Source organism: Streptomyces tendae, assembly GCF_014650435.1.
Lineage (GTDB): Bacteria > Actinomycetota > Actinomycetes > Streptomycetales > Streptomycetaceae > Streptomyces > Streptomyces tendae.
The window spans coordinates 1-12662 of the sequence record NZ_BMUY01000029.1 but is presented as its reverse complement, the minus strand read 5'-3'; the positions used below and the strand labels follow the sequence as shown (position 1 = coordinate 12662).

At 71.5% G+C, this 12662-nt stretch carries 10 protein-coding genes and 1 pseudogene; 5 read left to right on the top strand and 6 right to left on the bottom strand.

The window, feature by feature from the left end; genetic code table 11:
• Window positions 1-28 precede the first annotated feature (28 nt).
• The 5 genes from IE258_RS39250 to IE258_RS39230 form a co-directional block, all read right to left on the bottom strand.
• Window positions 29-1870, bottom strand: a complete 1842-nt coding sequence (locus IE258_RS39250; protein WP_189750579.1) for an alpha-galactosidase D — start codon at window positions 1868-1870, stop codon at window positions 29-31.
• A 49-nt stretch (window positions 1871-1919) separates the two neighbouring features.
• Window positions 1920-2846 carry a carbohydrate ABC transporter permease gene (locus IE258_RS39245; protein WP_189750578.1) on the bottom strand — a complete coding sequence of 309 codons (927 nt, stop codon included), beginning with the start codon at window positions 2844-2846 and terminating at the stop codon, window positions 1920-1922.
• Complete coding sequence (locus IE258_RS39240) at window positions 2843-3853, bottom strand: carbohydrate ABC transporter permease (RefSeq protein WP_189750598.1); 1011 nt, start codon at window positions 3851-3853, stop codon at window positions 2843-2845. The genes IE258_RS39245 and IE258_RS39240 overlap by 4 nt, the downstream gene beginning before the upstream one ends.
• 63 nt (window positions 3854-3916) lie before the next feature.
• Window positions 3917-5257, bottom strand: a complete 1341-nt coding sequence (locus tag IE258_RS39235; RefSeq protein WP_189750577.1) for an ABC transporter substrate-binding protein — start codon at window positions 5255-5257, stop codon at window positions 3917-3919.
• Between the two features lie 198 nt (window positions 5258-5455).
• Window positions 5456-6631: an ROK family transcriptional regulator gene (locus IE258_RS39230; protein WP_189750576.1), complete on the bottom strand. Its 1176-nt coding sequence runs from the start codon at window positions 6629-6631 to the stop codon at window positions 5456-5458.
• Window positions 6632-6830: 199 nt separating this feature from the next.
• On the opposite strand from IE258_RS39230, the gene IE258_RS39225 reads away from it, so the two are divergent.
• Both IE258_RS39225 and IE258_RS39220 read left to right on the top strand, forming a co-directional pair.
• Window positions 6831-8984 carry an alpha-galactosidase gene (locus IE258_RS39225; protein ID WP_189750575.1) on the top strand — a complete coding sequence of 718 codons (2154 nt, stop codon included), beginning with the start codon at window positions 6831-6833 and terminating at the stop codon, window positions 8982-8984.
• 173 nt (window positions 8985-9157) lie between these two features.
• Window positions 9158-9709 (top strand): GNAT family N-acetyltransferase, encoded by a 552-nt coding sequence (locus tag IE258_RS39220; protein WP_189750574.1) that lies wholly within the window; start codon window positions 9158-9160, stop codon window positions 9707-9709.
• Between the two features lie 41 nt (window positions 9710-9750).
• Here the strand turns inward: IE258_RS39220 and IE258_RS39215 are convergent, their stop codons facing one another.
• The gene (locus tag IE258_RS39215; protein WP_189750573.1) at window positions 9751-10320 is read right to left on the bottom strand and encodes a TetR/AcrR family transcriptional regulator; all 570 of its coding nucleotides are present in this window, start codon (window positions 10318-10320) and stop codon (window positions 9751-9753) included.
• A gap of 184 nt (window positions 10321-10504) precedes the next feature.
• On the opposite strand from IE258_RS39215, the gene IE258_RS39210 reads away from it, so the two are divergent.
• From IE258_RS39210 to IE258_RS39200, 3 genes and pseudogenes are all read left to right on the top strand, one after another.
• Complete coding sequence (locus IE258_RS39210) at window positions 10505-11698, top strand: acyl-CoA dehydrogenase family protein (protein WP_229892727.1); 1194 nt, start codon at window positions 10505-10507, stop codon at window positions 11696-11698.
• Window positions 11699-11768: 70 nt separating this feature from the next.
• On the top strand, window positions 11769-12284 hold the full coding sequence (locus IE258_RS39205) for a flavin reductase family protein (RefSeq protein WP_189750571.1): 516 nt from the start codon (window positions 11769-11771) through the stop codon (window positions 12282-12284).
• Window positions 12285-12472: 188 nt separating this feature from the next.
• Window positions 12473-12662: pseudogene (locus tag IE258_RS39200) on the top strand (ketol-acid reductoisomerase); the annotation flags it as partial.

Sequence of the window (12662 nt, the reverse complement as noted above, 5' to 3'; positions counted from 1 at the left end):
TGGGGCCGGTCTGACAATTGCCGCCGGGTCAGGACGAAGCGGGTACATCGATCCGGTCGATGTCGGGCGCGTAGCCGTCGCCGCTGTCGACGGTGACGGTGTTGCGGCCTGCCTTGAGGGTGACGGGGACGCTGACGGTCGCCGGGGTCCCCCAGTCACCGGTGGCGGCGAACGCGTGGCGCGCCCCGGCGCCGCCGCCCGCGGAGACCAGCGCCGGCCGGGGGTCGCCGCTGACGTAGGTGATGCGCACCTGGTAGGTGCCGGCCTTGGGGACGACGACGTCGGCGAAGGTGAGCTTGCCGCCGGTGTACAGGTTGCCGACCTTCTTGCCGCCCGAGCAGGCGGAGCAGTCGGCGACGGAGGCGCTGCCGGTCAGGGTGTTCGCGGCGGACTCGGCCTCGTACCCGGTGAAGTGGAGCTGCTTGCCGTGCGGGGTGACGGTGAACAGGCGCGAGCCGTGGGCGGGCAGGGCCTCGGTGATCCTGTTCTGGTGGGTGCCGAGGTTCTCGTGGTTCCACAGGTCGCGGACGGCGGCCTTGCCGGTGAAGCCGAGGGTCGCCCAGTCGGCGGTGACGGCGGCCGGGGCGTCGGCGAGGTTGAACAGCGCGACGGTGTAGGTGCCGTCGGGGTTCTTCGCGGCCCACACCTGCTGGGGGTCGGAGGCGGTGACGGGCCGGGCGGGCGGTCCCGCGCCCTGGTCGACGGCGATGACCTCGCGGTTGGTCAGCAGGGACAGGCCGTAGGGGTCGAGCCGGGTGAGGTCGTCGCCGGTGTAGAGCGGGGACTTGGCGATGGCCCACAGGGTGGCGTAGCTCTGCCGTTCCGCCTTGGTCAGGCCGTCCATCTCGCCGTTGCCCACGTCGAGGGCGTCGAGGTCGTTCCAGCCTCCGGGGCCCGCGTGGCGGGTCCAGGCGGGGGCGTCGTCCCAGCGGTCGTCGACCGAACTCTCCCAGGAGACGAGGGTGTTGCAGTAGCACTCGACGTCGGTGTCGATGCGCCAGCCGTTGGAGTACTTCTTCCAGTCGGCGGCGTGCCCGATGTCCAGGGACCAGGAGATCTCCAGGTGGATCGGGCGCCCGGCGCGGGCGATCGCCTGGTGCCAGGCGGCGACGTCGGCGACGTTGTCGTAGTTCTCGCCGCTCTTGAAGGAGCCGGGGCCGACGCCGTCGAGCTTGAGGAAGTCGTAGCCCCAGTCGGCGAACAGCCGGGCCTGGGAGTCGATGTACTTCTGGGCGCACGGGTCCGAGAAGTCGATCTTGTACGCGCTGTCCCAGCCGTTGGTGGTGCGCAGGTCGTCGTAGACGATGTCGGCGGTGGTGCAGCCGTCGGCGTTCCAGATGGGCGCCTTGCCGTCGGCGTAGGCCTCCTTCTCCAGGCCGACCGGGAGGTAGATGCCCGCCTTGAGTCCCTTGGCGTGGATGTGGTCGGCGACGGCCTTCATGCCCCGGGGGAAGCGCACCGGGTCGGGCTTCTGGCGGGCGTACCGGTCGAACTCCGGTGTCCATGCCTTGTCGCGCCACCAGCCGGCGTCGATGTTGACGTGCTCGTAGCCGTATTTCTTGAGCTTGGCGGCGAGGGCGTCGGTCTGCTTGAGGACGTTCGCCTCGGTGAGCCAGCTGTAGTCGCCGTCCGGGTTGAGCCCGGGGTACTTCGACGACTGCATGCTCCAGCTCGACCAGCCCATGTAGGGCTTGGCGGCGAGGCCCTGCTCCACGGCGGCGGTGCGGACGGCCGGAGCGGTCCGGGCGGCGGGCGCGGCAGTGTCCGCGAGGGCGGCCGGCGCCGTCGTCGTGAGGCCCGCGGCGAGGGCGAGCACGACGGTGGCTCTCGCACCGCGTGCGGACAGGGCGGAGTACGGGGATGACCGCATCGGTCGTGCCTCCTGGGGGTGGGGTACGGCGAGGTGGGGCCGGGTCGGCTCAGCCCTTGCCCGAGCCGATGGTGAGTCCGCTGACGAACTGGCGCTGGAGCGCGAAGTAGACCAGCAGCGTGGGGATCGCGGTCATCAGGGCGCCGGCCGCGATCAGGTTGGGGTTGGTGAAGTACTGGCCCTGGAGGTTGGCCAGCGCCGAGGTGATGGGGCGTTTGTCCCCGGTCTCGATGAGGGTGAGGGGCCAGAAGAAGTCGTTGTAGATCCAGATCGACTCCAGCGTGGCCAGGGCCGCGAAGGCGGGGCGGCACAGCGGCAGGATGATCTGGAAGAACTGCCGCCAGACCTGCGCGCCGTCGACGAGGGCCGCCTCGGAGATCTCCTTGGGGATCGTCTTCATGTAGTTGCTGAGGACGAAGGTGCAGAAGCCGCACTGGTAGGCGATGTGGATGGCGATGATGCCCCAGGCGGAGTCGTAGAGGAGCAGCGAGTCGCTCATCCCGGGCGGCAGCGGGATGAGGAGGTAGAGCCGGTACAGGGGGGTGATGAGGACCTGGGCCGGCAGCAGGTTGCCCGCGGTGAACAGCATCAGCAGGGCGAGGTTGAGCCGGAAGTCGAAGCGGGTGACGAAGAAGGCGACCGCGGCGGAGAACAGCAGGGTGCCCAGGACCGCGGGGACGGTGATGAGGACGGAGTTGAGGAAGAAGTGCGGCATGCCGGACTGGGTCCAGGCGTCCGTGAAGTTGCCGAGGCCGAAGCTGTGCGGCAGCGAGAAGTAGCCGTGCTGGGCGGTGTCGCCGTAGGACCGCAGCGAGGTGTAGACGGCCCACAGCAGCGGGACGAGCCACAGCACGGAGACGGTGGCCAGCAGGACGTGGCGGCCGGTGTCGCGGGGCGGCCGGGGCCGGGTGCCGTCCGCCGTGGTCCGGCGTGGGGGCCGGGAGCGCAGGTCCGGGCGGGGTGCGCTGGTGGTCATCGGTCCTCCTTGCGGAAGGTCTGCACGAGGAAGGCTCCGATGGCGGCCAGGGAGACCAGGAGCAGGACGACGGCGAGGGCTGAGCCGTACCCGATGTGCCCGGACTCGCCGATGATGTTGTCGGTGATGAGCAGGGACAGCAGTTCCATGCCGGGTTTGCTGCCGGTGCCGCCGCCGAGCACGTACACGATGTCGAAGGCGCGCAGCGACTCCATCACGGTGACGACGACGATGATGACGTTGACCGGTTTCAGCGCGGGCAGGATGACGCGGAAGAAGGTCTGGCGGCCGTTCGCCCCGTCGAGGGCGGCGGCCTCCTTCAGCGCCGGGTCGAAGCTCTTCAGGCCGGCCAGGTAGAGGATCATGATGTAGCCGGTGTGCCGCCAGCCGGAGGCGACGAGTACGGCCCACAGGTTGAGGTCCGAATCGCCGAGCCAGTCGACGTGGTGGCCGGTGCCGACAGCGCCCAGCAGGCTGTTGAGCAGTCCGGTGTCCGGGTTGTAGATGATCTCCCAGATGAGCCCGACGACGGCCAGGGACAGCACCATCGGCAGGAAGATCGCCGTCTGGTAGACGCGGGTGAAGCGGATCTTCTGGTCGAGGTGGTAGGCGAGGAAGACGCCGAAGGGGGTCGGCAGCAGGGCGGTGAACAGCAGCCAGACGACGTTGTGGCGGACGGCCGGCCAGAACGGCGGGTAGTTGGTGAGGATCTGGGTGTAGTTCTCTACGCCGGTCCAGTGGATGTCGGACAGGTCGATGCCGTCCCACGTGGTGAACGACAGGGCGGCGGAGGCGAGCGCGGGCAGCCAGACGAAGACCAGCAGGGCGGCCAGCGGCAGCCCGATGACGGCCGCCAGGAAGAGCCGGTCGCCACGGCCCAGCCGGGAGGGCCGGGAGCGCGGCGCCGGGCCGGCGACGGCCGCAGGGGACGCGGCGGGCGGCGGCGGTGCCGCCGGGGACGCGGAAGGCGGGGAGGTCGACGGATTCGACGAGGTCGAAGAGGTCAGGGATGTCGGGGGTGTCGAGGGTGTCGAGGGTGTCGAGGACACGATCGGGCCTTTCCGGCCTGGTCAGGCCGTGAAGAAGCGCGAGCGCTGGGACTCGATCTTCTTCAGTGTGGCGGTGGCGTCGTCGGGGTGGCCGAGCCACTCGGTCAGGCCGGGCAGCACGACGGTGGAGATGAAGCCCGGGTCGCTGTCCCGGTCGGCGAACTGACTGATGTGCCGGGCGGAGGCGATGAGTTCGGCGGACTTCTTCTGGAGGTCGTTGTACGAACCGGTGTCGGTCAGCTCGTTGACGGCGAGGTTGCTCGGGTCGACGCCCATGTAGGCCTGTTCGGCGGCGGCACCGCCGAGGAACTCCAGGAACTTCTTGGCGCCGTCCTCGTTTTTGGGCTTGCGGCTGAGCATGAAGCCGTCGGTGGGCGCCTCCACGGCGTCCTGTCCGTGGGCGGGGTCGATCTCCGGGAAGGCGAAGAAGTCGATGTCGGAGCGGATCGACTCGTCGGTGATCTGCTGACCGAGGAAGAGCCCGATGACCGCCATGCCGGACTTCTTGTCGAGCAGCGACTGCGCCGCGTCCTGCCAGGACCGGCCGCCGCCGCTGCGCTGGTAGTAGGGGGTCAGTTCGCGCCAGAGGTCGAAGACGCGCGCGGTGCGCTTGTCGGTCCAGGAGACCTCGCCGCGCAGCAGCGACATGTGGAAGTCGTAGCCGTTGGCCCGCAGGTCGAGGTAGTCGAAGGCGCCGAGGACCGACCAGCTGTCCCCGCCGCCGTAGCCGGCGGCGACCGGAGAGAGCCCGTCCTTCTTCATCTGCTTGGCCAGCGCGACGAACTCGTCCCACTTGCGGGGGACTTCGTAGCCGCGCTCCTGGAAGAGGCTTTTCCGGTAGAACACGGCCCACGGGTAGTTGTACAGCGGCACGAAGTAGTACGTGCCGTCCTCGCCGCGCGAGAGCTGCCGGGTGGCCTCGCCGAAGCCGTCGCCGATCTTGTTCCAGACGTCGTCGAGGGGACTGCACAGGCCCTTCTTCGCGAAGTACTGCATGCGGTACCCGGCGAACCAGGTGAACACGTCGTCCGGCGTGCCCTGGAGGTAGCTGGTGATGGACTTCTGGAAGGTGTCGTGGTCGACGGTGTTCGTCTTGACCTTCAGGCCGGAGTCCTTGGTGAACGCCTTCGTTACGGCCTCGTAGGCGGACTTGGGGGTGGCGTCCGCGCCGTTGGACCCGAAGGTGACGGTCTTCGGGTCGGCCCCCGCTCCCCCGCCGCAGCCGGTGAGCAGGGGCGCGGCCAGGGCGGCGGCACCGGCGCCGAACAGTCCGCCGACGACCTTTCGCCGGCCCGGACCGGGCAGGGCCGGGACGGCGCCAGGACCGGGCACGGCGAGGGGTATGCGGCTCCGCTGCGTCATCGTTGCTCCTCGGGCATGAGGGTCGGGCTGTCGGCTTGGTCGACTGTCGGCTGAGTCGTGCTGTCGGGCTGTCGGCTGGGTCGTGCTGGACGTACGGGGGGCGGCGCGGGGTGTGCCCGGCGAGCCTCCGTGCTGGTGCGGCGTGCGGACCGGTCCGCGCTCGGTGCGCGCACCGGTCCGCGCTGGTACGCGTCCGCGCTAGTACGCGTCCGAGCGGATGAAGGACTGGATGGCGGTGGCCGCGGCCCCGCGGGCCCACTCCTCGAAGGGCAGCGGCCGGGTGCGCAGGTCGCACTGGGCGGCGGAGCCGAAGGCCGCGGCGGCGAAGGCGTCGCGGATCTGCTCGGCGAACAGGTCGTAGGCGGCCAGGCCCTCGCCGGAGATGATCACGCGCTCGGGGCCGAGGAGGTTGGCCACGGTGGCGATGCCCCGGCCGATGGCCTCGCCGGCCCGCGCGTAGGCCGCGCGCGCCCCGGGGACGCCCTGGCGGGCGAGGGCCAGCGCCTGCGCGACGTCGGTGACGTGGGTGCCGGTGGCGGCACCGACCTGGCGGACGAGCGCGGCGTCGCCCGCGATCGCCTCGACACAGCCGCGGTTGCCGCAGTGGCAGGGCGGACCGGCCGGGTCGACGGTGACGTGTCCGATCTCCCCGGCCACACCGTGCGCCCCCGCGACCACCTTCCCGTGGACGACGAGGCCGCAGCCGATGCCGGCGCCGACCGTGACCACAGCGAAGTCCGAGAGCCCCACGCCGGCGCCGAACCACTGCTCGGCCACCGTCAGGGCCCGCACGTCGTTGTCGACCGTGACCGGCAGTCCCGTGGCCTCCGCGGCGAGCGAGGCGAGCGGCACGTCCCGCCAGCCCAGGAACGGCGAGTAGCGTACGACGCCCTCGGCGCGGTCCACGTCGCCCGAGACGGAGATGCCCGACCCCACGACGCGTACGCCGAGTCCGTCGGCCTCGGTGAGCAGCTCCCGCACGAGTTCGGCGGCCGAGGCGAGCACCGGCCCCGGATCGCGGTCGGCCAGCGGCAGATGCCGGGCGACCATGATCCGGCAGCGCAGGTCGGTGAGGACGCCGATGATCTCGTCGCCGGTCACCTTGATGCCGATGAACAGCGCCCGCCCGCCGTCCACCCGTACCAGGTTGGCCGGCCTGCCGAGCGCCGGGCGCGCGTCCTCGTCCACGTCCTCCACGAGGTATCCGGCCCCGATCAGGGGGCGGACCGCCTTGGTCACGGCGGCGGCGGAGAGCCCGGCCCGCCGCGCCAGGTCCAGGCGGGTGAGCGGCCCCTCGGACAGGACCGTGGTGAAGATCTGCGCGGCGGTCGGCGTGTTGGCGGGGAACGCCTCGGCCGAAGGGGGCGGGGACATGGCGGGGAACCTAGGCGCCTTATTTTCTGCTGTCAATGAAAGAAACAGAAACTTCCCGAAGTCCGCCCTCACTGACCTTCCAGCTTGCGAATACCCGCTCAGCGCGAGGCGTTGACATCTGATCGAAGGAAGCGCTTGGCTTCTGACGACACCCGCCACGGCGCTCGCCGCTCCGCCCGACTCTCGATCGTGAGGCCCGATGCCGATGATCTCCCACGCCCCGGACACCGGGGTCTGGCTGCTGTCCACCCCACGCACGTCGTACGCCCTGCGGATCGACGAGACGGGTGCCCCCTGCCACCTCGCCTGGGGACCGCGCCTGTCTCCGGCGGCGGCGGACGAGCTGGTGGCGCCCCCCGCCGTGGCGGCGAGCAGTTTCGAGGGGCGGCCGACGGTCGGCGAGGAGTACCCCGTCGACGGCGGCCCCCGGTACGGCCCGCCCTCGCTCCAGGTGCGGTACGAGGACGGTTCGCGCGCCTTCGAGTGGCAGCCGAGCGGACACCGGGTGCTCGAACCGGCGCCCGGCGCCGCCGAACTGGTCCTGGAGTTCCGCGACCGCCTCTACCCGCTGCACGTCGCCCTGCACTACACGGTGCGCGAGGACACGGACGTCATCGAGCGCCGCACCGTGCTGCGCAACGCGGGCACCGGGCACCTGTCGCTGCCGCGGACCGACTCGGCCGCCTGGTCCCTGCCGCCGCTGCCCGGGTACCGGGTCAGTCACGTCACCGGGCAGTGGTCCGCGGAGAGTCAGCTGCACCGCGAGCCGCTGCCCCGGGGCGAGACCGTGCTGACCAGCAGACGGGGCATCACCAGCCATCACGCCGGCCCGTGGCTGATGCTCGACTCGGGTGAGGCCGGCGAGGACCACGGCCGGGTGTGGAGCGCGGCCCTCGCCTGGAGCGGAAGCTGGCGGATCACCGTGCAGCGCACCCCCGACGGGCGGGCGGGTTTCACCGGTGGCGTGGGCCACGAGGGCACGTGCGTGCCGCTCGCCCCCGGCGAGGAGTTCACCACCCCCGTCTTCGCCGGGCTGTGCACGGACGGCGGGTTCGGTGCCGCCAGCCGCGCCTGGCACGCCTACACGCGCGCCCATGTCCTGCCGTACGCCGACGAGACGGCGCCCGTGCTCTACAACTCCTGGGAGGCCACCGGCTTCGACGTCGACGAGGCGGGCCAGAAGGCACTCGCCGAGCGGGCCGCCGCCCTCGGCGTGGAGCTGTACGTCGTCGACGACGGATGGTTCGGCGGGCGCCGCGACGACCACGCGGGCCTCGGCGACTGGACGCCCTCCGACCGCTTCCCCGACGGCCTGGGCCCGCTGGTGGCGGCGGTGCACGGGCTGGGCATGCGGTTCGGCCTGTGGGTGGAGCCCGAGATGGTCAACCCCGACAGCGACCTGTACCGCGCCCACCCCGACTGGGTGCTCCACCTGCCGGGCCGGCCACGCGGCGAACTGCGCAACCAGCTCGTGCTGAACTTCGCCCGCGACGATGTCGCCGACTGGGCGTACGACTGGCTGACCCGACTGGTCGCCGACCACGGGATCGACTTCCTGAAGTGGGACATGAACCGCGCCTTCAGCGAGGCGGGCTGGCCCGGCCGGCCCGACGGCCACGACCGTCTGTGGACCGGTTACGTGGCCAACCTGTACCGGGTCCTCGACCGGCTGCGCGCCGACCACCCCGGGTTGCGCCTGGAGGCGTGCGGCGGTGGCGGCGGCCGCGTCGACCTGGGCGTTCTGCGGCGCACCGACCAGGCGTGGGTCTCGGACAACACCGACGCCGTCGACCGCCTGGTCATCCAGCACGGCTTCGGCCAGATCCATCCCGCGCGCGCGATGTCCGCGTGGGTGACCGACGTGCCCAACCAGCTGACCGCGCGGACGGTGCCGTTGCGCTTCCGTTTCCACGTCGCGATGGCCGGGCTGCTGGGCATCGGCGGCGATCTGACCCGCTGGTCCGAGGAGGAGCTGGAGACGGGCGCGAAACTGGTCGCCGAGTACAAACGTGTACGCCACCTCGTCCAGCACGGCGCGCTCCACCGGCTGTCCGGGCCACACGGGGAGCAGCCGACGGTCGTGCAGTACGCGGCGGAGGACGGCTCCGAGGTCCTGGTGCTGGCCTGGCGGCGCGGACCGCGGCACGGGGTCGCACAACCGCCGGTGCGGCTGCGGGGCCTCACCCCCGGGGCCCGCTACCGCGACGTGCGCACCGGAGACGTTCACCACGCGACGGTGCTCGCCGAGTACGGCTTCGGTCCCGAGCTGACGCCGGGCGACTGGGCCAGTACGGCAGTGCATCTGGTCCGGGTCGCCAAGGGTGAAGAGCAGGTCCCGACGGCCGTGCACTGACCACGGCCCTCCTACTCAGGCCCCGGGCCGCACATGTGTGAGCACGCACACTTCTCCACGGGGAACACATGCACCCGTCGGAAGCGTTGGACACATACCGAAGGGGACCCCCGCCCGAGCGGCGGGCTCCCCGGGTCCGTCCGCGCCCGCTCCCCCGACCGACAGGTGACACCATGTGTCAGGGCCGTCGCATTGCCCCCGCCCTCGACGAGGGCACCGTCCACGTCATCGCAACCGGTGAGACGGTTCGCGTCCGCCCCGCCCGCGCCGAGGACCTCGGCAGGGTCAACGCCATGCATCTGCGGTGCACCGCGATGTCCCGGTACCACCGCTATCAGGCGCCCCGGCAGCGGCTCGGGGAGGCCGAGTGGGCGCATCTGACGGACCCCGTGCTGGGGGCGACCTGGATCATGGACCTGCACGACGACCCGGACCGCGCCGTCGCCGTTTCCCACCTGATGCACACCGGCAAGGAAGGTGTGTCCGAGCTGGGGCTGCTGGTCGAGGACGAGTGGCAATACCGCGGGATCGGCACCCTGCTCACCCACTGCGCCGTCAATCACGCGACACGGCACGGCGGTCGCACGATCACGGTGCTGACCGACGTGGGCAACGCGCCCATGCTCGCCATCGCCCGCCGGTTCGGCGCCGCCCTGCCGCGGGCGGTGTCCGGCACGGTCGACCTGACCATCCGCGTCCCCGGGTACCCGAGCCGCCATCCATGAGGCGGAGCAGCCACGCCCCCGCCCGGACGCCAGCCGACGGTTCAGGGACGCAGCGCCTGGAGCGTCAGCTCGCCGTACCGACGCCACAGTGCGGGGTCCCGCTCCGCGATCCTGATCAGCTGGACCGCCATGCCGCAGAGCACCACCCGCAGGTCGAGGGTCGTGGCGTCGGCGCGGACGGCTCCGGCGGACTTGGCCGCCTCCATCAGGTCCGACAACTGGTCCAACAGCCCGGAAACACTCCTGAACCCCGCGTCCGCGAGCACCTCGGAGAGCAGCCGGTCACCGGCGAGGCCCTCGAAGAGACTGAGGACGTAGTCGCCGAAGACCCGGCCCGGGTCTTCCTGGGCGAGCGCGGGAGCGGTGAGGTGCCGCAGACCGGCCAGCCGGTGGTCCACGGCGGCCGCCACGAGGTCTTCCTTGGTGGGGTAGCTGCGGTAGACGGTGGCCTTGCCCACCCCGGCCCGCTCGGCGATCTGCGGCACGGTGGCCTGGAGACCCGCCTCCTGGAAGAGGTCCAGCGCCGCGGCGAAGACACGCTCGTGGTTGCGACGGGCGTCGGCCCGTCGCTGGGGCGCGCCGGACTCGACAGGGCTCGGACTCGTCTCCACACAATTCACCCACCCATTGTGCCCGCCGAAGCCCCCGGGCCGCCCCCCGGTACGCGCACGCGGTCTCGGAGGGCGCCCGGGTCCTGCACCACGCCCGTGAACTTCCGCACTTGCGCATCCGTGTACCGTGAGACGATAAGTGGACTCTTGGGTCCGTATAGGTTTTGGAGCAATGATGAATCGGTTGGATCCTCTGAACGCCCCGCCCACCGCCGAGTCTGCCCGTCCACTCGTTGAGGCCGCCCGGGCCCTGTCCCCCCTCCTGCGCCGCGAGGCCGACGCCGCCGAACGGGACAGCCGCCTCACGCCCGAGGCCGCACGGTCGCTGCTCACTGCCGGCATGTTCCGGCTCGGCACGCCCAAGCGCCAGGGCGGACTCGAACTCCCCGTCACCGCCTGCCTGGACGTCCTGGCCGAGCTGGGCCTCGCCTGCCCGTCCAGCGCCTGGGTCGTCATGCTCTCCTACGGCGCCCAGCAGATCGCGGCGTCCTTCGGGGACAAGGCCCGCTTCGAACTCTGGGGGGACGGTCCCGACGTGCCCATGTGCGGGGTGTTCAGCGGCGCGGGGGTCACCGCGAAGCCGGTCGAGGGAGGGCTGCTGGTCTCGGGCCGGTGGCCATGGGCGTCGGGCTGCCACCAGGCCGAATGGGGTGTGCTGGGCGTGCCGTTGGCCCGCGCCGACGGCAGCGGGTCCGATCCGGGGGTCGCCCTGGTGCGGACGGGCCCTCTGACGATCGAGCGGACCTGGGACATGGCGGGGATGCGCGGCACGGGCAGTGACACCCTCGTCGCCGACGGCGTCTTCGTCCCATACCACCGTGTCCGCAGCTTCTCCGACGTGGTGGCACGCGACGAGCGGGGCGACGAGGCGCTGTACCGCGTCCCTCCGGGATCCATGACGCTGACGCTGCTCGCGCCACTGCTCGGGACCGCCCGCGCCGTCCTGCACATGACGCTGGAGAGCGTCGAGGGCGGCAAGCCGATGGCGATGTCCCTGCATCGCCGCCTTGCCGACTCCCCCAGTGTCCAGGCCGCCCTCGCCGACGCGTCCACCCTGATCGACTCCGCCTCCCTGCACCTCACACGCTCCGCCGAGGCCGTCGACACGGCGGCGGCCTCGCCGAACGCTCCCACCCTTCTGGAACGGGCCCGGGTGCGCATGGACGTGGGACACGCCTCGACCTGTCTGCGCCAGGCGGTGCAACTGCTGCTCACAGTGGGCGGAGCGAGCGGCTTCTCCCGGACCGCAGCCGTCCAGCGCTACTGGCACGACCTGGAGACGGCGGCCCGGCACCCCACGCTCAACGCCGGACTCGCCCGGGAGATGTATGGCCGGGCCCTGGTGGGCGACGAACGGCCTGTCAGCCCCATGGTCTGACACCGCTCCCCGCCGACCGCACCGGCCCTCTCTCCCCCACCCCGACACGACCAGACCGAGGCGCACCACCATGACCGATCCTCCCGCTCCCGGCCCCGTGCGCGAGGCCGCCCACCGCGCCGTGCTCGGGCACTTCGCATCCGGCGTCGCCGTCGTGACGGCGGACGGGCCGGACAGCCCCGTCGGCCTCACCTGCCAGTCCTTCGTGTCCCTGTCGCTCGAACCACCCCTGATCTCCTTCGCACCCGCCCGCACCTCCCGCACCTGGCCGCTCGTACGGGCCTCGGGTGCCTTCTGCGTCAACGTGCTGGCCGAGGAGCAGCAGCGCCTCGCCGACGCCTTCGCCCGGTCGGGCGGCGACAAGTTCCGGGGCGTGGCGTGGTCCCCGGGCCCGGACGGCGCGCCCCTGCTGGAGGGCGCCTGCGCGTGGATCTCCTGTGCCCTGGTCCACGAGTACGACGGCGGCGACCACACCATCGCCGTAGGCCGGGTCACCGCCCTGCGGGCAGAACCGTCACGCGACCCACTGATCTTCCACCGGGGTCGCTATCGCGCCCTCGCCGTCCCCTCGCCCCTTGCTGGGTGAGAAGGGGCGAGGAAGGTCAGGAGAGCGAGTGGGTCGAGGCGGAAGAGAGGGGTGAGACCTCCGTCCCACACGCTGAGACGGCCTCCCTTCACCGTTTCACACATGGCAACGTTCGACGCTGCGAACTCACATGTTCCGACCACCGGTCGCGCACATATGTCCGGTGGGATCCCAGGAGGAGAAACACCATGGCTGAGCTGTTCTACGACGCCGACGCCGACCTGTCCATCATCCAGGGCCGCAAGGTCGCGGTCATCGGGTACGGCAGCCAGGGCCACGCTCACGCCCTGTCGCTGCGCGACTCCGGTGTCGACGTGCGCGTCGGTCTGCACGAGGGCTCCAAGTCCAAGGCCAAGGCCGAGGAGCAGGGCCTGCGCG

Bases quoted from the DNA above. Each gene is read 5' to 3' on its own strand.
- IE258_RS39220 (WP_189750574.1), top strand. From the start codon at position 9,158: ATGTGTCAGGGCCGTCGCATTGCCCCCGCCCTCGACGAGGGCACCGTC.
- IE258_RS39245 (WP_189750578.1), bottom strand. From the start codon at position 2,846: ATGACCACCAGCGCACCCCGCCCGGACCTGCGCTCCCGGCCCCCACGC.
- IE258_RS39205 (WP_189750571.1), top strand. From the start codon at position 11,769: ATGACCGATCCTCCCGCTCCCGGCCCCGTGCGCGAGGCCGCCCACCGC.
- IE258_RS39230 (WP_189750576.1), bottom strand. From the start codon at position 6,631: ATGTCCCCGCCCCCTTCGGCCGAGGCGTTCCCCGCCAACACGCCGACC.
- IE258_RS39250 (WP_189750579.1), bottom strand. From the start codon at position 1,870: ATGCGGTCATCCCCGTACTCCGCCCTGTCCGCACGCGGTGCGAGAGCC.
- IE258_RS39225 (WP_189750575.1), top strand. From the start codon at position 6,831: ATGCCGATGATCTCCCACGCCCCGGACACCGGGGTCTGGCTGCTGTCC.
- IE258_RS39235 (WP_189750577.1), bottom strand. From the start codon at position 5,257: ATGACGCAGCGGAGCCGCATACCCCTCGCCGTGCCCGGTCCTGGCGCC.